Below are 19334 nucleotides of genomic sequence, written 5' to 3' on the forward strand. Positions count from 1 at the left end.
TCATATATTAATTCTGATCAATCACTTTTACTAACCGTTTTTCCTCATTCAGTTCTACGCCTTATTAATCAGACTATCAAGCTCCAAATATTTATCTTTCATGAGACCCAATGCAAAAGCTCCTGCAGCGGCACTATAAACCGAGTAATCAAAAGCACCTTTAATACCAGTTGAAAAAGTCATTGATAGCGCGAAGATTAGCAACAAAACACCACTTAACTTCGCGAACAGTTCCGTTTTAAAACCAATTATCAGGAAACCAGCAAATATAATTTCTGCGGCAGTTGCTAAAATTCCAACTATTGAAATTAGTGAACTTGGAATCCATGGATTTATCAGTTCTGTGTAGCTTAAGAAATTATCCCAATTACCCCAAACCGATACTTCTTCGCTCCATATTCCAAATCTGTCGGCTACTGCAGATAAAAATCCGGCCGATATCGCCAGTCTTAAAAACAGCTTAATTATTTTATTATTCATATCTATAAATTGATTATTTTATTGATTCGCACATGTAATATAAATTTGAACTCAATCTTTATCTCCATTTTGGTTCTACAGGAATCCGTTCACCATCATCTGTTGTATGCTCTTCCAAAGAATTTTGTTTTGCCTGAATTACCAGGTATGTCATTGTTTCTTTAGACGAATTACGGATACCACGCTTCCCTTGTGGAGCCACTCGTATTACGCTGCCTTCCTTTATATTAAAACAATCGTCATCTACCTGAAAAAAACCAGAACCGCTTAGTATTATATAGGTTTCTTCGTTCTTCCAGTGGATATGAAAATAAGGTTGTTCTGTTTCGGGTGGAAGCGAATTAAACGAAATCTGTGTTCCTGTTGCATTTAAAGCATCTTTCAAAAACACTTTGCCTTCAACCATGCTCTTATTTTTTGGATGAATTAGAGAATAATCTTTCAAATCCTTCAGTTCACCTATGTCTATAGCACTGTAATGCGTATTTTCTGATAGTTTCTTAATTTCTTTCATTACTAATTACGGATTATAGAAATTCTCATATTGTAACAATCTAAAACAGCTTTGTTTTATTCTAAAACGTAAATATATTATCAAATACTGAATTCCGAATATTCTTTAACCTCTCAAGAATCTCTATACCTAATTTGCAAAAATCAATGAACAGGTTATTATTCTAACTAATCCAAATAGAGAAACTGCAAACTCACAAATAGAGCTTGCAGTTTTATTGTTTTGAATTCCTTAGTCTAGCTATTAATTCTCCAGTCAGGATTCCATCCAAAAGTGCTTAACGCTTTTTCAGTTGAGAGTGACTCATGAGCTTCGGCTACATTATAGATGCCGGTTTCTCCTTTTATGACTGCAATTGCTGCCGCCTTTGCTGCTGCTTCCACATGTACAGAAGCCGGAGCGATAGGAGCATCAAAGCCTGATCCAGAACCATATAACAGTCCAAAACGAAGAACAAGGGCTTCAAGACCAGATTCAATCACTTGTTTTTCCAAACCACGAACACCATCAGCAGTACCGCCATAAGGCTCATGAGAAGAGGGTAATAAAGGATCACTCTCTACGTGAGGAAGAGGACCTTCATCATAAATAAAAGAAATACTCTGTGCAATGTAACGTTTCACACCTGCTGCCTTAGCCGCTTCAATCATATTTTTAGTGCCTTCGGTGCGGATGCGCGCCGTGCGAATCAATGCTTCTGCCATTTTATCGGCATCCAAACCATATGGCAGATCCGTAAGCTGATTGATCACTATTTCCGGTTTAATTTCTGCCAGGATTTCCTTTAATCTCTCAGCTTCGTACACATTCATAACAACGGGCTCCACACCCATTTCTTTAAGGATAGGAACTTTAGCCTCGTCCAAAGTTGATCCGTAAACTTTGTAACCTGCGCTTACAAGAATACGTGAAAGTGGCTGACCAATGGCACCTGAGGCCCCTGCTAAAAAAATTGTTTTTGACATCGTTTAACTATTTGAATTTTGAATAATAAATAATGAATTTTCACTTTAAATTTTACTTCTACCAATCACTTAAAGCCCTACTTTGGCTGCCAGTAGCAACGTTTAGGCGAAACAATTGCTTCTTCCTTTTTAAGTTGAGCCATGGCTTTATCAACAACCTTACGATCCAATCCGGTTAGTTCAACTATTTTGCCGGCATTCAACGGAGTACCATCCTTTTTCATCGCTTCTAAAACTTGATCTTTTGCTTCCATACTGTTCTATTTTAATTGGTTATTAATTTACTGTTGCAAATGTATTGATGTCAGAAATCAAAAAAATTAAGCTGGTTTAAGAAATCTCAAAAAGCAGCTATTTGTGCCCAAGAATGCCCAGATACGATACAACCATTATTAAAGGAACCCGCTCAATAAATTCCGGAAACGACTTACAAAAAAGTTGAAGCAACTCTTCCTTAGTCATAGAGTTCATGTATTTATTTTTGGTTTGAGTTGCAGCCAGATTTATCTGCATAATTTGGTTGAAATACGCCAGTAGCTGCGGAATTTCCCGGATCAAAATCTCGTAGTTGTTCTTATCCAATATAATGATCTCAGCCTTCTCAGTTGCTTGAATGTAATAATCCGATGGAAGGTTTTTTATAAAACTGGTGTAGTCGGTGATCCACCATCCTTCAATGGCAAATTGAATGGTCTGCTCCTGACACAAGCCGTCAGTGAAATACATGCGCAAACAGCCTGACTTCACAAAAAAAAGCGAATCGCATGCTTGGCCTTTTTCAAGCAGAAAATCAGATTCATCCAGAAACGCATGTTTACTATGCTTTTGAAGTTTCTGTTCCTCTACTGGATTTAGTCCTACAAATCTCTTTATGTGCTCCGCCAAATGTATACTTTTCATACTGACTGTTTATGGATGTCTGGATTTTACAATCACATCCGTAATGGAATACAAAAGTATGTGCTGGAGAATTCAATAAACTTAAACCAGATTAAGAAAAAACCTGGGGGTTCTTCCCTTCCCAATTTAGAGCAAGGACTTTATTCTATCTAATTGGGGGCAAAAAAAACTGCAAACTCAATGTATGAATTTGCAGTTTTTTGCATAGAAAATCCAGATAACCCGGTACTCTATTTTTGCACTTGAGTTTGTACTTGTACTTTCCTTTTCAGTGATTTTCGCATGGGTGTTTCCATATACTTCATCACCAAATAAGCCATAACAATTAAAAAGGCGGTTGCATTTGGTGTAATAATTTTCATAAGCAGCAACGATGGCTGACAGGCCTCCATATAGCTTAAAAAGAGCCATAAAAATGGATAGTGAATGATATACAATGGATAGGAAATATCACCCAAAAACTTACAACTGTTGTTTAAAGTCGGAGCAAGTTTGGCACCCGCTCCCAACGCTACCAATAAAGGAAACAATGCAATTACAATTGTTGTATCCACAAACCAGTTTACCTGATCGGAGAATGGAATCATAAATACAACTAACAGCAAAGCTGAAAGAGCAACAAAACCTAAGCGTGATTTGATAATCCAATTCGACCGATAAATCAGCATCCCTGCAATAAATGAATAAAATATGCGAGCGCCTCCGCCCCAAAAGTTATCTCCCCCCCAGCCTACGGCGAGGTTTTTAAAGTAAAATGAAGTGAAAACCAAAATAACTGCTGCAACAGCAGCCAGCAGCCACAATCGCTTATTCCTTAATTTGAAAAGCAGCAATACATAGAATACATTGGCAAGATACTCCCAAAACAACGACCAGGTGGGTGGATTTAGATGAAAGATATTGAAATATCGCTCGTACACCACTGGGAAAGGTGCCATAAAGGTTGCACTTAAAAACATAAGAAAAGTACTGCCTCCCCCATACTGAGCAAATAAATTACTAAACGGGTCAAAAACAAAAGTAAGCAAACCCAAAATAGCTCCCCATACAACCATTGGATGTAATCGGATAAGTCTCAATTTTAGAAATGAAATAATTCCAATTTTTTCGACCCGGTGGTCGTATGCGTAGGCAATTACAAAGCCTGACAAACAAAAGAAAAAATCGACTGCGAGATAACCATGCGCAATAAAATTATCCCGATAGTCTGGAAATATGAATTCCATAAAATGAAAAATAACTACTGCGATTGCAGCAATCCCCCTCAATCCGTCAAGGATTTCAAAATGTTGTCTGGTCTTTAAAAGACTAGCATTAGTTGGCATTAATCTAATTTTAGTTGGTTTATAGGTTCTGATACAAGTAAAATCTTTGTTTTACTCATAACGGGCGGCAAAACTATTATTTTACCATGAATCTGCAAATGTATGGATACTCGAAATCAGAAAAGTTAAGCTGGTTGAAGAAATTCACAAAGACACTTAATGTGTAACCTGCACCTAAAACACACTATTCAGACTGACTGTCTTTTATTGTGTGTGTGTGTGCTTGTAATAAGTTATAATAATATTTCTTACTTTATCTTAGCTTTATCATTGGCCTGTTAACGCTTCACGTTCATTTTTATACTCGGATACTTTTCCTTCCATCTTTCCATTAAACTTTTAAACTCCTCATATTGATTCTCCTTGTCAAAGTATAATTGAAGCTTATATCTATTCAGTTTATAATTAAATCGGATATAATTCCCTAAACCATTAACAAGCTTTTTCATATCCATATCTCGTGGGCGTAGATGATCCATGTGTTTATACATTGGCTGGCCATCATAACCTGTAAGTCTTATTTTCAGATTCATTAGGTTCGAAATCTCATATGACGCCTTTCTTCGATATCGTTCAATATCAATACGTTCATCTTCAACAATCAAGTATCCATATTTTTTATGCCTTTTCAGCCGCATAACAGGAATAAGGCGTAATGAGGCAAGCACGATTAACAGTATTATAATGAATGTTTGGTGTGAAATATACTCGTAATTAAAAGTTAGTGATATTAAAACAGCGATTGCTAAAACGTATAATGAATACACGTAAACTTCTGCAAATGTTCTTCTTACAAGTTCAACTTTTATCATTTTTTTGTGGAGATTATCTCGATTAGAGGTTCTTCAATTAATTGCGACGGCAAATTATAAGTTTAGTAGTGGATTAACGGCTCTTTTCCTTTCCGAATACACTATAAACAAGTGCGAGTTAAGGCACTTGGATTAGGAAGAAAAGCCACAATTGAATTTATAAATTGTTGATTGCCGTTTCTATAATTCATCATTACTATAAAATCGTTTAGAATTCCTAATAGCTTTATTGGTTTGAATATTTACAAGTTTTCTTAATTCATCTGTATGTTTCATATAAGGGAAATTGCCAATCCTATCTAAATAAATGTTCTCGATTGAACTTAAATAATCTATAAAGCAATGAATTCGTTCTTTTCTTTTTTCCATTCTTTCAACAATTGAATCAGAGTATTCTATTTCTTGGGATAAAACAGAAATTTGCTCCCATTTGTCATCTGAAAATATATTTGAATCATACAATACAGACTCTAAGTAACTAAAGCGCTTTGATAAAATATTTATATAATATCCTCCTGAAAGAGTTATAAAAATAGTCGAATCTAAATTAAGCTCATCCCCATCTTTATTCCTTATTAATTCATTCTTTATCATTGATTTTAGAACATTAAATATTCCTTCATCAGAAATTCCAATTTCAGAAAATATATTAACAATCGTCGCAACTGAAGTTTCAACTGAACTTTTATCCTGGGAATTGTAAAATAGATACTTAATTATATAAAGTCTAAGCAGTTGCAGATTATAGGAATTCAAATACGAATCATACAAGTTGTAACATTCAGAACGATTTTCTTTATAATATTTCCATTGACCTAACATTGACCCTTTGAAAACTTCATGATAAGGGAATTTAAATTTTGCGTCACCTTGGATGTAATTTTTAATTGCTTTATCTGCCTGAATATGTCCAGATGTTAAAAAGTTACGGACAAGAGAAATACCTTTACGTGGGTTTCGATCACTTAATGATTCTAAAAATTTCCCATTTTTTTCATTTAAGAGACTTGAGCGTACAATATCAAAAAATATACTTAAGTCTGGAACATTTAATTTTGCACCTGAACTTAATGGAATATATGCCTGCTTATTTTCTAGTAGTTCTTTCGAATAGTTAAGTCTCTTTGATAAAATATCTTTGAAAGGTGGTGGGTCAATCCACAGTTTTTTTAACTCGTAAGCATTAAAAATTGAATCAGTTCTGTGTTTAATAAATGTTGAGTCCCTTATTGATACAATTGTATGACATTTTACTTTTTTTGATAATGCTACGCCTTCCGAGAATACTTTTGTTTCTAATTTCATATCCTCATATAAATCAATATTGTCTAAAATAATTACACAAAGCTTTTTTTGAGTCAGATATTTCAACACTTTTTCAACGTATGGCTCAACGTTTCCGAAGTCTTTAGCAATTAAATCATTTACTTTGTCTTTAAACTTTTCTTTGTCACTTTTATAATAACCAGAATAGGGTCCTCTTGCAAGCGCTCTTATCTCTTCATCGTATGCTGGTTCTATTGCATTTTTGTAGTCAGTTGGGTTTTGAGGATGATCAGCTAATAAATATTCTTTTAACTTATTATACAAAAAGGACCTAGGATTGCCGTCAATACCCATTTCTTCAAAGTCGATATAAATCCAATGACATTGACAATTTGCTAAAATGTCTTTTGCTTTTACTAATTCAAAATGTTTTAGGTAAGTTGATTTGCCTGATCCTACGGTTCCTATAATTAACGTTACAGGGGGTGCAATGCTTGGACGAGTCGCCTGAATAAAACTTCCTAATTCATCTATACTTTTGTCTTTTTTTATTCTGCGAGCAGGAGATACAAGTTCTGGTTTTGCATCTTGGAGGTGAATTTGAAGTGTTGAATCAAATTTTGTTCTTGCTTCAGTTGACACAAAACATTTTTCAAGCTTTTCTGAATCAGTATATAGTGTTTCTGCATAGAGAGCATTGTCTAAAGCAAGTGAAATAAAATCAGCAATATTGTTTCTGTCAATTCTTGAATCTTTATCTCTTAAGATGCTAATAACCTTTCTTTCTTGCACATATGGAGTATCGGTAGTAATCTCTAGTAGACTGTTATTCTCAACGTTTTGACAAGCAAATACATTAAAGAGTTGTTCTGCATCTTCTGGATTATCAAAAGGAAATAAAAGATTTGCATATATATCTTCCTTCTTATAAAATCCAGTTATTGGATAAAAAACCCAACATCTTCCATTAGTTGCAACAACTAAATGAGATTTTTCTTTTATAGCATAATTTTCAGCTTGTTGTAAAGCTTTTGATATTTCACCATTGCCTAGTATTTGACCAGTTAATTTTAATTTTTTGTTTCTAGTAGGAGAAGGGAAAGATGCACCTATTTTTTTTGCTTCAATAATTATTTTGAAATCAGCTGCAGTAAGTGTATAATCAATGTAGCCAGTATCTTCTACAAAAGATTCTACATGAATTTGACCATATTTCCATTGAAGTATCTCACGGATAATGCGATCAATAACATCAAATCTGGTTTGAGCTTCAGATTCTTTTGATAAGTCTTTGTTAAATGTTAGATTCTGTATTTCTTCAAAAATAACGGAGACTTCTCCCCAATCTTTAAAATTACTCATGTTTATCTATTTTTTGTAGTAGGCGATTTAAATAGCAGCCGGCGTATATCTAATGACAGTGTGTAATAAATGAGATGTTAACTATTCTATTTATTATTTTATCAATTGGATCAATTACTCTCTGAATTTCCAATTTTGAATCAGAAGTGTAAATTCCATATGGATTGCTTAGGGGCATTTATCGGTTTTAAAATTCAGCACATAAGTTAACAAAATTAATCAGAAAGAATTGAAGTTGTTTTCTGTTTTTTATCAACATTTGTTTACTATCTCCTACTCCAACGCGCTCCGCTCACTAAAAAACAGGCTCTGCGAGCATAGAAACGCAGTCCCTTCAAGCGCAAACTGGTTTTACTTGTAAATCAACTCATTTTATTTGCTCTCCGACTGATTTTTTTTAGGCAAAAACGTGCTCCGCTCACATTCCGACGACGTTTTCATGAGAAAAAAACTAGTTTTTGTGCTCGTAAAACCGATTTTCATCAGAAAAAAATGGGTCGCAGACCACGCTAAACAGTTTATCATATACGCTAAACCGTCCGATATACAAACAATACAGCAGATTGCCCCATCCAGAGTAATTTTAATTAACAAAAAAATGGTCTTTATTATTGACAATTTTATTCTCATGGGTTAAATTGAGTAATCATAATTATTCACCCCCAATCAATAAATTTTAAAAACATGATTACAAAAAAATTCAATTTAAGCTATGGAGAGCTAACACAGCGTTGCGACCGTGTAGCAGATTTAATGACCAGAGATGCGTCTGAATTCGAAGAAATCGGGTATGAAGCCGGATTCATTGACGAGTTTAAAACAAAGACAAGCGCGTTTAAAACACAGGAGTCTGACACCTATTGGCAAGGGCAACAGATGATGAAAACAGAAAGCAAGAACAATGCCCGTCGCTATTTATCGAACCTGATCAGCGAGTTTCGGTTTCGTGCAAAACTGGCACTTGGCGAAGAGTCGGTTGAATACCGGAGCTTCCGTTTCTCCCGTTTGGCCAACCTCGACGAGAATCAACTCATTATTTATGCCAACCACTGTTAGATAAATTGGCGCTGCGTCGGATTGATGAAACCAGCCTTCAGGAAATTAATCAATATGCCGGGGAACTGGATCAAACAATTGACCAACAAAAGGAAGCCATCTCGATAAGGGAACTGAAAGCATTTGAGCGAATTACCAATGCCAACGAATTGTACAAGATAATGTCTGAAATTTGTGAGGTGGGTAAACGTATCTGGGACGGCAACAACCAGGCATACTATGACGACTACCTCATTTACGGTTCTCAAACACCGCTGTTGGAAGAAAACGAAGAAGTACCGGAAGAAGAAAATCCCGGGGCAGTTGCACCTTAACCCTTCAGCAATATAAAAATGAAATAGGTTGCTTAAAAGGTTGAGAGCCCTCCAATCTTTTTAGGCAACCTATTTATATCTACAACAAAGCAAGTGTATTTGCTACCTTCTGTATGAACGTTTGGTACCAGTTCGTTGCTGCTGTTTATTTCGCGAAGCATAGAACTCTTGTTTCCGCTGGTTTTTCTCCTTTTCGAATGCTTTCTTTTCTTTTAGGGTCATTGGCTTCTCCGTTTGTGGAAAAGGGTGTTTCTCCACCTTTTGAATTTTTTGCTTAATCAAACGCTCAATATCCCGTACATATGCGTTTTCTTCGGGCTCACATATCGAGATAGCAATCCCATCTTCTCCTGCTCTACCCGACCGCCCAATGCGGTGAACATAGGTTTCTGCAATATTCGGAATATCGTAATTAATCACGTATTTCAGCTTGTCGATATCAATTCCCCGGGCAGCAATATCGGTCGCCACCATCACCCGTATTTCACGGTTCTTAAACTTGGCCAGTGCTTTCTGACGTTGGTTCTGCTGCTTGTCGCCATGAATAGCCACCGAGCTAATATTCTTCTTTTTGAGGTTACGAACAATTTTATCGGCTCCATGCTTGGTGCGCGAAAACAACAGTACCTGATCCAGCTTCGGATCTTTCAGAATATGAATAATCAAGTCCTTTTTACTGTCTTTATTCGTGTAATACAAATACTGCTGAATCGTTTCGGCGGTAGACGAAACAGGGCTTACTTCCACCTTCTTAGGGTTGCTCAATATCTTATTCGATAGCTCCACGATATTCTTAGGCATGGTTGCCGAAAAGAATAATGATTGCCGTTTAGCCGGCAGTTTGGCAATAATCTTTTTGATTTCATGAACGAAACCCATGTCGAGCATGCGGTCAGCTTCATCCAGCACAAAATATTCAATGTGGTCGAGGGAAATATACCCCTGATCCATCAAGTCGAGCAAACGCCCGGGAGTGGCCACCAGAATATCAATACCACTCTGCAGCGCTTTAACTTGCACACCTTGCTTTACCCCACCAAAAATGACGGTATTCTTCAACCCGGTAAATTTCCCATAGGTTGAAAAACTATCACCAATCTGGATTGCCAGCTCTCGTGTTGGCGTAATAATCAGGGATTTTAACTGTCGCGGGCGCCGCCCCTGTCTTCTATCCAAAAAGAGATGTTGCAAAATGGGAATAGCAAAAGCAGCCGTTTTACCGGTTCCTGTTTGCGCACTTCCTAGAACATCATTGCGCTTTAAAATTAATGGGATCGCTTTTTCTTGTATCGTGGTTGGTTCTGTATACTTCTCTTCTTTCAGAGCCTTCAATATAGGCTCTATTAAATCTAACTCTTCAAACTTCATATATTAATTTTTGTTCCCATCCGGAAATTGGCGAGAAACTTCTCGGGAGGTCAATAAAAGACACAAAGGTAGTATTTAATTTGATAGTGAGTAAATTATGCACGGAAGGAGTGCGATAATTAATAAAATATTAATTGGATATATTCCTGTAAATGACTGGTAGTCTTGAATCAATTTATTTTTTTGGTGAAGAAAAATTAGGAATATTCATGCGGTACATACCAACAATTATTCTTTTAGAAACCCAAGCTGTGCCTGTCCTGGTTCCCACCTAACGAAAAATGTGTCAAGAAAACCCATGAAATAAACGTTAAAAAATCGAACCTGTATGACCCTGAGCATTCGGGGGAGTTTGTTCGATTTTAGTGAATGGAAATGGTTTTTAGTAGTTTTTCATCAAGCGGCGGCTCTTTTTGATTCCTTTTTCCAGCTGTTGGGAAAAAGGAATAACCAGTCTGGTTTAGGACAACCTACCTTTTGGTTCTGAAAGATTGCTCAAGGGTAACCCTGAGTTACAAATCTTTCAAACTACTGGTGTCATTGTTTTTCCGAACGGGATTTCATTTTTTGGCTTGACCCAAAAAACGGAAACAAAAAAGGTCAAGGCTGACGGGCCTTGTGAATGAAAACTACGGATTGAAAATGCCTCGCAATCCAAACTCTCCGTCAGCTGACGGATCAAACAGGATTGCTGACCACTACCGTCCCTGATTTTCGCCCTTGTTTTCTAATCCAAAACCTCCGTAGGCCACTTGTTTCACCTTACGGTGAAATTAAGGACTTGATCACAGAAGGCTTTAGCGGTCCTCGTTTTCGCCTAATGAAAAATGCGTTAAGAAAATCAATGGAATAAACGTTAAAAAATCGAACCTGTATGACGACCAGCGAGAGGAGTTTGTTCGATTTTAGTGAATGGAAATGGTTTTTAGTAGTTTTTCATCAAGCGGCGGCTCTTTTTGATTCCTTTTTCCAGCTGTTGGGAAAAAGGAATAACCGGTCCGGTTTAAGACACCATACCTTTTTGTTTTGAAAGAGTCAAAAATTATTACAGTACAACCCTTATTCAAAAATCTTTCACACAAATGAAGTGATTGTTCTTCCGAACCAGATTTCATTTTTTGGCTTGACCCAAAAAACCGAAACAAAAAAGGTCAAGACTGATGTAACTTTTGAATGAAAACTACGGATTGAAAATGCCACACAATCCAACTCTCCGTCAGATGACGGATCAAACATGAATGCTGACCACTACCGTCCCTGATTTTCGCCCTTGTTTTCTAATCCAAAACCTCCGTAGGCCACTTGTTTCTCCTTACGGTGAAATTAAGGACTTGATCACAGAAGGCTTTAGCGGTCCTCGTTTCCGCCTAATGAAAAATGCGTTAAGAAAACCAATGGAATAAACGTTAAAAAATCGAACCTGTTTGACCCCGAGTGATCGGGGGAGTTTGTTCGATTTTAGTGAATGGAATTGGGTTTTAGTAATTTTTCATCAAGCGGCGGCTCTTTTTGATTCCTTTTTCCAGCTGAAGGGAAAAAGGAATAACCAGTCCGGTTTAGGACAAGCTGCTTTTTACAGCGACCCTCGTAAAATAAGCCTGGTTGGCAGGGTTTCAAATATTTTTTCCTTGGATTGAATAAATTGGGCCACCTTCTCTCCCATCTCACAAAAATCAACAGACAGCGTTGTAATTCCGGAACCGACAATTTCTTTCATTGGACTGTCATTATAAGAAATTAAGCCCACATCTTTACCCAGTTTAAGTCCACTGGATTTGCAGCTTTTAACCACATGCACCAAATCATCTTCCTTAATAACAAAGTACGCCTGCCCTGCTTTTATGGTTTGGTGCTGAATATTGGTAATTACAGAATGACTGATCTGATTTTGCTCACAGAAAGTCGCAAAGGCTTCTACCGTTTCGTGCGGATGTGGCGTAACTTTCGGGTAAACCAGGTGAAATTCATTGTATTTCTTAATCAACTCCAATCCTTCCGTCAGGCAATTAATCACAGCCTCACTAAAGTTTTGAGTGAGATAGGCTATTTCATCGGTATCGGGTTTCCCCATATCTAAAATCAGCAGCTTATTTGGATCAATCTTCTTCAACACCTTCTCCATCCGCTCATTGTTGATATTCATGACCACATACATGCTGTACCGTCCCTGGCTATTCAGAATCAGCTGCTCAAACACATCAGAATTGTAATGGTGAAACAATAAATCAACGGAATAATTCTCAGGCAGGTTATTTCGAAAGCTACTGTATAATTGCTCTTTAAAGGAACTAAAATCGTCCAGCAACATGAAAACCTTAAAAGATTTGCTACTTACAAAATATCCTTTTGTAGGAGTTGATTCAATGATGCTGCGTTGTTTCAGTTGGGTATAAGCCTTAAAAACGGTATCCCTGGACACTCCACTTTGCCGACTTAGCGTGTTTACTGAAGGAAGAAAATCACCTTCCTGCAATACATCATTACTAATAGCTTCAGTTACTGCATGGATTATTTGCTGAAGTTTAGTTTGTGTTGATGTATTATCCAATTCAAATTTAAAGGCCATATTTCATTTTCTACGGTAAAAGCCTGGATTATTAATAAAATCCAGGCTTACACATCAATTTACTATCTGATTATTACAGAAAATATCTTTGTATTTAAACGTATTCTCTCTGTATTTTTCCGTTTCAAATTTAACAAAATTGCTTATAAATGCCATTGCTAAAGTCATTCGATTTCGGTTATTAATGACGATCCTTACTGCGAAAGATGTAGTTTAACAGTTCTGTAAGCATATATCCCAATAACAATAAATGATACGAATGTGATTATAAACGATACATTCTCTGCTGGCATTGACCAAACGGTTCCCAAATCGATAATTGATGCCTGCGCCTTAGGCAAAAATGTACCACCAACAATGGCCATTATCAGCCCGGCAGCACCAAACTTGGCATCTTCACCCATTCCATGTAAGGCAATTCCATAAATCGTTGGGAACATTAACGACATACAGGCCGATACGCCCACCAAACAGTATAGTCCCCAAATGTCTTGAAACAGAATAGTTCCCGCCGTTAAAACGCCGCCGCCAATAGCGAGAATCAATAACAATGATCCGGGTTTAATATATTTCAACAGGAAGGTGAAAATAAATCGGGAAACCAGGAAAATACTCATGGCAATAATGTTATAAAACTGTGCTTTCTGCGCGGCTTCTCCCGCACTCATACCAAAATCTTCCATGAATATTCGCTGACCATATTGCACAATAAATGTCCAGCACATAATTTGTGCGCCCACATAAAACAACTGAGCAATGACTCCTTCGCGATAACGTGTCACTCCCAACAAGTGCTTTACTGCGCCAAAGAAGTTTAGTCGGTGATCTGAATCTTCATTTTTAGGCATTTTCACCAGGTAAATAATAACCAACATCACCAATATAACAACTCCGATAGCAATGTATGGAGAACTTAGAACCTCCAGATCGCTGTTTTTAACTGCTTCAAATTCCTGTGGTGATAACAAAGCACGTTCATCCGCACCACGCGTATCCAGTCGGGCTTGAATCAGGTTTTTTGCAACCAACATCCCTGTTAGAGACCCCATTGGATTAAAAGACTGTGCAAAGTTTAAACGACGGGTGGCTGTGCTATCAGGCCCCATAAATAAGATGTAGGGATTTGCACTCGTTTCAAGAAACGACAAACCACAGGTCATTACAAAATAAGCAATCAAAAAGGGGTAATACATACCGATCGCGCTGGCCGGAATAAAAAGTAAAGCACCGGAGGCATACAAGCCCAGACCTAAAAGAATCCCAGCTTTATAGGTATATCTTCGAATAAAAAATGCCGCAGGAAATGCCATTGCACCATATCCACCATAGAACACCACCTGTACCCAGGTTCCCCCACCAACTCCCATATTAAAGATACGGGAAAAAGCCTCCACCATTGGGTTTGTAATATCATTGGCAAAGCCCCATAATGCAAAACAACTGGTAATTAAAATAAACGGCACCAGGTACTCCGTTGGTATTACTCTGTCTTTTGATTTCACGTTTTAAGTTTTAGTTAGATTATCGTCTGTCTAAGTTAAAGCATTTGTTAGTTGATCAATAGAAACGCCCAGTAACTTTTCAGCAATTGGGCTCAAAGCCTCTTCGCTTCCTTCAAAATGAAAGGTGCGCTGAATATGAGTTTTAATTTCTCCCATTTTCAATTCCGCCGCTGATGAAGAAGATTCCAATTCGTAAAATGGTCCAAGTTGCCCTCCGTTCTCAAGGGGGCCATCATTGTAAGCATTGATTGCATCACCCTTAAATGGTGCTTCCTGAACTTCCTCCCATGACGAATTTACATACTTGTTCGACGCCATATCCAATAAGCAAATCAGAATCGTTAATGCCTTGTTGACCGGGTCATAACTTCCAAGCACGGGAATTGCCCGTTCTGGTGAAACTCCTATTTTACTTCGCAGCTTTCCATCAGCCTTAAAGTAGATAAATCCATCTTCAGATTTTATTCGTTCGGCAGGCACCTTACCGAAATAATCATCAGTAACCACGGGGCCTTCGCTATCTTTTTTATAGGGAACAACTATGGTTACTTCCGGCGATGGCTGATACATGGATAACATCCAAATGGAAGGCATTCCAGTCTGTTCATTCCAGTCAGTCGAGCCTGAATTCTTCAATTGATTGAGTGATTCGTAGGCAACCGCTTTGATTGATTTATCCAATTCGATGGGTAAAAAATCACTTATCTCAATCGGATCAATAATGGTGACTCTGCGTGTAACTTCCATCTGGAAATTGGTTCCTGAATAGTTATCCAAATTGAACGCTTTCTGAAAAGTCGCCGTCTCCTGATTTGCTTCAATTACCTCCCAAGGCATGGTGTCAATCGCTGCCGGAACCCTCCAGTTTTCCATTTGCATCGGCTTTCCATAATCAAAATAATAGGAAAACTGTCCACCTTCCGGACCAATCCAAAAGCGTTCCTCCCCGCCAAACGGATTAAACTGCTTCGATAATTTTTGAGATTGAAAGATTTCGTGATTAACCCAACCAAAGGAAAATCCATCACTTCCATTCGTTGTACTGGTCATCACCCGTCCCTGTAGTTCGGGGATCATCACAATACGTGATGCCCCCGCTACTAGTTCAATTGTTGAATAATGTTTTTGAAGTATCTCTAAGTCATAGCCATACTGGCCTTTTTCAAAATCCATGTTTATGTATTTTTCCTGTTTCGAATGAAGCAATAGATGATAAACATTCCAATAAATGAAAATCAACCTAATTGCAATTCTGAAACATCTAATTGAAATAAAGTAAGTTTAGAACAAAATAATTCAATTATTCCAATTAGCCATACATTGGTCCATAGTTTTCACATGCTTTATAATCTGAAGCCTCTTTATCCATTCCGAATGAAGCCCAGGCGCTTGGACGGAAAATATCTTTCTCATCCACATTATGCATACAAACAGGGATTCTTAAGATAGATGCTAAAGTGATTAAATCGGCTCCAATATGTCCGTAAGAAATTGCACCGTGATTGGCTCCCCAGTTTGCCATCACGCTGTAAACGTCTTTAAAGGCATCATTATCTGCCAATCGTGGTACGAACCAGGTTGTTGGCCATGTTGGATCAGTGCGCTGATCCAGTGCTTTATGAACATCATCAGGAAGTTCAACAGTCCAGCCTTCAGCAATCTGCAATACAGGCCCCTGTCCTTTCACTAAATTTACGCGTGACATGGTCACCGGCATCTGTCCAGCCGTTTTAAATTGTGATGAAAAGCCGCCACCACGGAAATAACCTAAATTAGCAGGGCACCAGCGGGTATTATCCAAACAGGCTTGCGCTTCGCCTTCCGTAATGTCCCAGTAAGGTTTCATAATTGGATTTCCATCTGCATCTTTCTGCTGTGCAGTAGCATCCAAGGTTGTTGAACCTGAATTAATTAAGTGGATGATACCATCTTTAGCCAAGCCGGTCAATTCTTTTCCAGTCACACGCTTAACAGCCTCAGGGCTCCAGAATGTACGTACATCTGAAAATATCTGTGCTGTATTGGTTAACAAGTGCCCAAATAACATTGGTACAGCATTTAAACTATCATTTTCTGTCGCAAACACAAACGCTTCGCGCAACCCATTCCAGTCAAAGGATGAGTTCAATATAGCTTCTGGAAAGTCAGCATTCGGATAGTAATCGGTCCACTGACGTTGTCCCTGAAAACCCCCGGTTATCGCATTGTGACCTTTCGCTTCTTCGCCATACCCCATTTCAGCCAGCTTTGGGTTGCCGATCATCAAATCACGACAGATCAGGGTCATTTTAACCACGGTCTCCCATTCCCAAACTTTTCGCTCACGACTCGACTGCTTTTCATTCTCATTGGGATCAATGCCTTCCTCGCAGTTGTCTTTAACCCAGTTCAAAGCTTTGTTATATTCTTCTTTGTCGTAAATACCCTCTTCCATTCTGCGTATGAGCTCAACAGACTCTACAAATTCGGTACGCATTCCCAAATAATCCTGGAAGAAATTAGCATCCACCATTGAACCCGCAATCCCCATGGAAGTATAACCAATTGACAAATAGGACTTACCTTTCATTTGAGCAGAAGCTAGTGCAGCTTTCACAAAACGAAGTACTTTTTCTTTCACATCATCTGGAATGCTGGTGTCTCCAGCATCCTGCACATCGCGCCCATAGATACCAAATGCAGGAAGTCCCTTCTGCGTGTAACCAGCCAATGCAGCAGCCAAATAAACAGCTCCCGGACGCTCAGTACCATTAAATCCCCACACTGCTTTTGGCAATAGCGGGTCGCTATCCATTACTTCCGTACCATAACACCAACAAGGAGTAACCGTTAATGAAACACCTACTCCTTCTTTATTAAATTTATCGGCACATTTAGCCGCATCAGCAACTCCACCAATTGTTGTATCAGCAATTACACACTCCACTTTCTCACCTGATGGAAAGCGTAAGTTTTCTTCAATTAATTGAGCTGCAGCTTTCGCCATGTTCATGGTTTGTACTTCCAATGATTCACGCACACCACGCTCGCGACCGTCTATAACTGGCCTGATTCCTACTTTAGGTAATCTTCCGATTAATCGATTTTTCATTCGTAAAAGTTTTAATTATTTAGTTTGATGTCTTTTAAAAATATGTGACAGAATAGCTTATTTGATGTATTGTCCTGTACTGTGCTGCTAATATAAAACTTTAAATCTTTATTTCTGCCAATTGATAAACTTTTTTTTTAAAGTTACATTTGCGTATAATCAAATCCCAATCAATGCAATTACTGAAAATAAAACTCCACTGGCAAATCCTGATCGCTTTGATTTTTTCCGTTTTATTCGGCTATTACTTCCAGGAACAGGTACATTGGGTTTCGTGGATGGGTGACATCTTTTTAAGAGCACTAAAGATGATAATCATCCCACTTATTCTGAGTTCAATTATCAGTGGAGTGACCAGCATGGGCAGCAGCAAGAATTTGGGGAGACTTGGACTTAAAACTATCTCCTACTATATAACCACTTCCCTTCTGGCCATTGTTACCGGTTTAATCCTGGTAAATCTCGTAAAGCCGGGCATTGGTGTTGATTTGGGTTTTGCCTCTGAAGTGGATGGTCTGGTGGAGCAAACCGGATCTGTGAAAGATATTTTTGTACGAATGATCCCTGAAAACATTATCCAGGCAATGGTTGAAGGAAATATCCTTTCGATCATTTTCTTTTCCATCTTGTTCGGATACTTTATAACACGGGTAAAAACGTCATACAAGGAAAAGCTAACCAATTTCTTTGATGCAATTTTTGAGGTCATGATGAAACTGACGATGTTCATTATACGCTTTACACCGCTTGGTATATTTGGAATCGTATCAAAAGAAGTGGCAAAAAACTCAGATCAGTTATTAAGCATTGCCGGAAGTATGGGCTTGTATATGTTAACAGTGATTTTAGCTTTGAGCATCCATGCATTCATCACTTTACCAACACTGGTTAAAACGGTTGGAAAAGCAAAACCATTTATGCACTTGAAAAATATGGTTTCCCCTTTGCTAACCGCGTTTTCAACCTCTTCGTCAAGCGCAACTTTACCATTAACTATTGATGCCGTTGAAAACAACAGTGGTGTATCCAATAAAATAACAAGTTTTACCCTCCCGCTCGGAGCAACCATCAATATGGATGGAACCGCCCTTTACGAGTGTGTTGCAGCCATGTTTATTGCACAGGTATATGGAGTTGATTTAAGTATTACAGAGCAGGCATTGGTTGTAATTACAGCCTTGTTGGCGTCCATTGGTGCTGCTGGAATACCAATGGCTGGTTTAGTGATGATAACAGTGATTTTATCCGCTGTTCATTTACCATTGGAAGGAGTAGGATTAATACTGGCTGTAGACCGGATATTAGACATGTACCGCACCTCCGTAAACGTTTGGAGTGACAGTTGCGGGGCTGTCATTATCGCTAAAAGTGAAGGAGAAAAATTAAGTGTTTAGCTGTTTGTTTCGTCTGAATAAAATTCGTTCAACGAAATAAAATCATCAGAGCTGCAAACCGGACATTTCTCTTCGCCACCTTTCAAAATATTGAACTTTGCTTTACATGAGTTACAGCAAAACCAGTTTTCATCAAATTGAAAGTTTCCACCTCGAATTAACAAATCACGACCTTCGACCATCGCTTTTGCCACCTTATTACGTGCGGCTTCATAAATACGGGTTAGTGTCGGACGGGAAACATCCATGTAAACTGCTGCCTCTTCCTGGGTAAGGTTGTCATAATCGAGCAGCTTAATAACTTCATATTCCTCAAAATGCAGGATTACCTCTTCCACCCTCTTCTTCGGGCCAAACACCGAAAATCCTTTTATAGATGGGGGTGCTAATAACCGTCTTTGTCTTTTTCTCCTGGGCAT

Annotated in this window: 17 protein-coding genes; 3 read left to right on the forward strand and 14 right to left on the reverse strand. The window is 38.1% G+C overall.

Annotated elements, in window-relative coordinates:
- Positions 1–54: 54 nt before the first annotated feature.
- From ACUNWD_RS02575 to ACUNWD_RS02610, 8 genes are all read right to left on the reverse strand, one after another.
- Positions 55–480 (reverse strand): hypothetical protein, encoded by a 426-nt coding sequence (locus ACUNWD_RS02575; protein WP_445586198.1) that lies wholly within the window; start codon positions 478–480, stop codon positions 55–57.
- A gap of 58 nt (positions 481–538) precedes the next feature.
- Positions 539–994: a cupin domain-containing protein gene (locus ACUNWD_RS02580; protein WP_445586199.1), complete on the reverse strand. Its 456-nt coding sequence runs from the start codon at positions 992–994 to the stop codon at positions 539–541.
- A 236-nt stretch (positions 995–1230) separates the two neighbouring features.
- Positions 1231–1959: an NAD-dependent epimerase/dehydratase family protein gene (locus tag ACUNWD_RS02585; protein WP_445586200.1), complete on the reverse strand. Its 729-nt coding sequence runs from the start codon at positions 1957–1959 to the stop codon at positions 1231–1233.
- Between the two features lie 77 nt (positions 1960–2036).
- Positions 2037–2213, reverse strand: a complete 177-nt coding sequence (locus ACUNWD_RS02590; protein ID WP_445586201.1) for a hypothetical protein — start codon at positions 2211–2213, stop codon at positions 2037–2039.
- Between the two features lie 97 nt (positions 2214–2310).
- On the reverse strand, positions 2311–2859 hold the full coding sequence (locus tag ACUNWD_RS02595) for a Crp/Fnr family transcriptional regulator (RefSeq protein WP_445586202.1): 549 nt from the start codon (positions 2857–2859) through the stop codon (positions 2311–2313).
- Positions 2860–3089: 230 nt separating this feature from the next.
- A complete protein-coding gene (locus ACUNWD_RS02600) occupies positions 3090–4184 on the reverse strand; it encodes an acyltransferase family protein (RefSeq protein WP_445586203.1) in 1095 nt (364 codons plus the stop codon).
- 278 nt (positions 4185–4462) lie between these two features.
- Entirely contained in the window at positions 4463–4996 is a 534-nt protein-coding gene (locus ACUNWD_RS02605) for a hypothetical protein (RefSeq protein ID WP_445586204.1), read from the reverse strand.
- 180 nt (positions 4997–5176) lie between these two features.
- On the reverse strand, positions 5177–7624 hold the full coding sequence (locus tag ACUNWD_RS02610) for a hypothetical protein (RefSeq protein ID WP_445586205.1): 2448 nt from the start codon (positions 7622–7624) through the stop codon (positions 5177–5179).
- 684 nt (positions 7625–8308) lie between these two features.
- Between ACUNWD_RS02610 and ACUNWD_RS02615 the strand changes: the two genes are divergently transcribed.
- Both ACUNWD_RS02615 and ACUNWD_RS02620 read left to right on the forward strand, forming a co-directional pair.
- Complete coding sequence (locus tag ACUNWD_RS02615) at positions 8309–8680, forward strand: hypothetical protein (RefSeq protein WP_445586206.1); 372 nt, start codon at positions 8309–8311, stop codon at positions 8678–8680.
- Between the two features lie 5 nt (positions 8681–8685).
- The gene (locus ACUNWD_RS02620; protein WP_445586207.1) at positions 8686–8994 is read left to right on the forward strand and encodes a hypothetical protein; all 309 of its coding nucleotides are present in this window, start codon (positions 8686–8688) and stop codon (positions 8992–8994) included.
- A gap of 102 nt (positions 8995–9096) precedes the next feature.
- Here ACUNWD_RS02620 and ACUNWD_RS02625 read toward each other — a convergent pair whose 3' ends face one another.
- The 5 genes from ACUNWD_RS02625 to ACUNWD_RS02645 all read right to left on the reverse strand — a co-directional run bounded on the left by ACUNWD_RS02625 (position 9097) and on the right by ACUNWD_RS02645 (position 17521).
- Positions 9097–10326 carry a DEAD/DEAH box helicase gene (locus ACUNWD_RS02625; RefSeq protein WP_445586208.1) on the reverse strand — a complete coding sequence of 410 codons (1230 nt, stop codon included), beginning with the start codon at positions 10324–10326 and terminating at the stop codon, positions 9097–9099.
- A gap of 1609 nt (positions 10327–11935) precedes the next feature.
- Positions 11936–12928, reverse strand: coding sequence for a GntR family transcriptional regulator (locus ACUNWD_RS02630; RefSeq protein ID WP_445586209.1), 993 nt, complete (start codon positions 12926–12928; stop codon positions 11936–11938).
- A 194-nt stretch (positions 12929–13122) separates the two neighbouring features.
- A complete protein-coding gene (gene fucP / locus ACUNWD_RS02635; protein ID WP_445586210.1) occupies positions 13123–14430 on the reverse strand; it encodes an L-fucose:H+ symporter permease in 1308 nt (435 codons plus the stop codon).
- A 30-nt stretch (positions 14431–14460) separates the two neighbouring features.
- Positions 14461–15603, reverse strand: a complete 1143-nt coding sequence (locus ACUNWD_RS02640) for a DUF6786 family protein (RefSeq protein WP_445586211.1) — start codon at positions 15601–15603, stop codon at positions 14461–14463.
- Positions 15604–15739: 136 nt separating this feature from the next.
- On the reverse strand, positions 15740–17521 hold the full coding sequence (locus ACUNWD_RS02645; protein WP_445586212.1) for an L-fucose isomerase: 1782 nt from the start codon (positions 17519–17521) through the stop codon (positions 15740–15742).
- Between the two features lie 173 nt (positions 17522–17694).
- On the opposite strand from ACUNWD_RS02645, the gene ACUNWD_RS02650 reads away from it, so the two are divergent.
- A complete protein-coding gene (locus ACUNWD_RS02650; RefSeq protein ID WP_445586213.1) occupies positions 17695–18915 on the forward strand; it encodes a dicarboxylate/amino acid:cation symporter in 1221 nt (406 codons plus the stop codon).
- Here ACUNWD_RS02650 and ACUNWD_RS02655 read toward each other — a convergent pair.
- Positions 18912–19334, reverse strand: a complete 423-nt coding sequence (locus ACUNWD_RS02655) for a DUF134 domain-containing protein (protein ID WP_445586214.1) — start codon at positions 19332–19334, stop codon at positions 18912–18914. The genes ACUNWD_RS02650 and ACUNWD_RS02655 overlap by 4 nt on opposite strands.

It is taken from the genome of Sunxiuqinia sp. A32 (assembly GCF_052690465.1).

Excerpts from the sequence above, each read along its gene's own strand:
- ACUNWD_RS02655 (WP_445586214.1), bottom strand. The coding sequence starts at position 19,334 with ATGCCCAGGAGAAAAAGACAAAGACGGTTATTAGCACCCCCATCTATA.
- ACUNWD_RS02605 (WP_445586204.1), bottom strand. The coding sequence starts at position 4,996 with ATGATAAAAGTTGAACTTGTAAGAAGAACATTTGCAGAAGTTTACGTG.
- ACUNWD_RS02645 (WP_445586212.1), bottom strand. The coding sequence starts at position 17,521 with ATGAAAAATCGATTAATCGGAAGATTACCTAAAGTAGGAATCAGGCCA.
- ACUNWD_RS02630 (WP_445586209.1), bottom strand. The coding sequence starts at position 12,928 with ATGGCCTTTAAATTTGAATTGGATAATACATCAACACAAACTAAACTT.
- ACUNWD_RS02580 (WP_445586199.1), bottom strand. The coding sequence starts at position 994 with ATGAAAGAAATTAAGAAACTATCAGAAAATACGCATTACAGTGCTATA.
- ACUNWD_RS02640 (WP_445586211.1), bottom strand. The coding sequence starts at position 15,603 with ATGGATTTTGAAAAAGGCCAGTATGGCTATGACTTAGAGATACTTCAA.
- ACUNWD_RS02650 (WP_445586213.1), top strand. The coding sequence starts at position 17,695 with ATGCAATTACTGAAAATAAAACTCCACTGGCAAATCCTGATCGCTTTG.
- ACUNWD_RS02610 (WP_445586205.1), bottom strand. The coding sequence starts at position 7,624 with ATGAGTAATTTTAAAGATTGGGGAGAAGTCTCCGTTATTTTTGAAGAA.
- ACUNWD_RS02590 (WP_445586201.1), bottom strand. The coding sequence starts at position 2,213 with ATGGAAGCAAAAGATCAAGTTTTAGAAGCGATGAAAAAGGATGGTACT.
- ACUNWD_RS02600 (WP_445586203.1), bottom strand. The coding sequence starts at position 4,184 with ATGCCAACTAATGCTAGTCTTTTAAAGACCAGACAACATTTTGAAATC.
- ACUNWD_RS02615 (WP_445586206.1), top strand. The coding sequence starts at position 8,309 with ATGATTACAAAAAAATTCAATTTAAGCTATGGAGAGCTAACACAGCGT.
- ACUNWD_RS02575 (WP_445586198.1), bottom strand. The coding sequence starts at position 480 with ATGAATAATAAAATAATTAAGCTGTTTTTAAGACTGGCGATATCGGCC.
- ACUNWD_RS02595 (WP_445586202.1), bottom strand. The coding sequence starts at position 2,859 with ATGAAAAGTATACATTTGGCGGAGCACATAAAGAGATTTGTAGGACTA.
- ACUNWD_RS02585 (WP_445586200.1), bottom strand. The coding sequence starts at position 1,959 with ATGTCAAAAACAATTTTTTTAGCAGGGGCCTCAGGTGCCATTGGTCAG.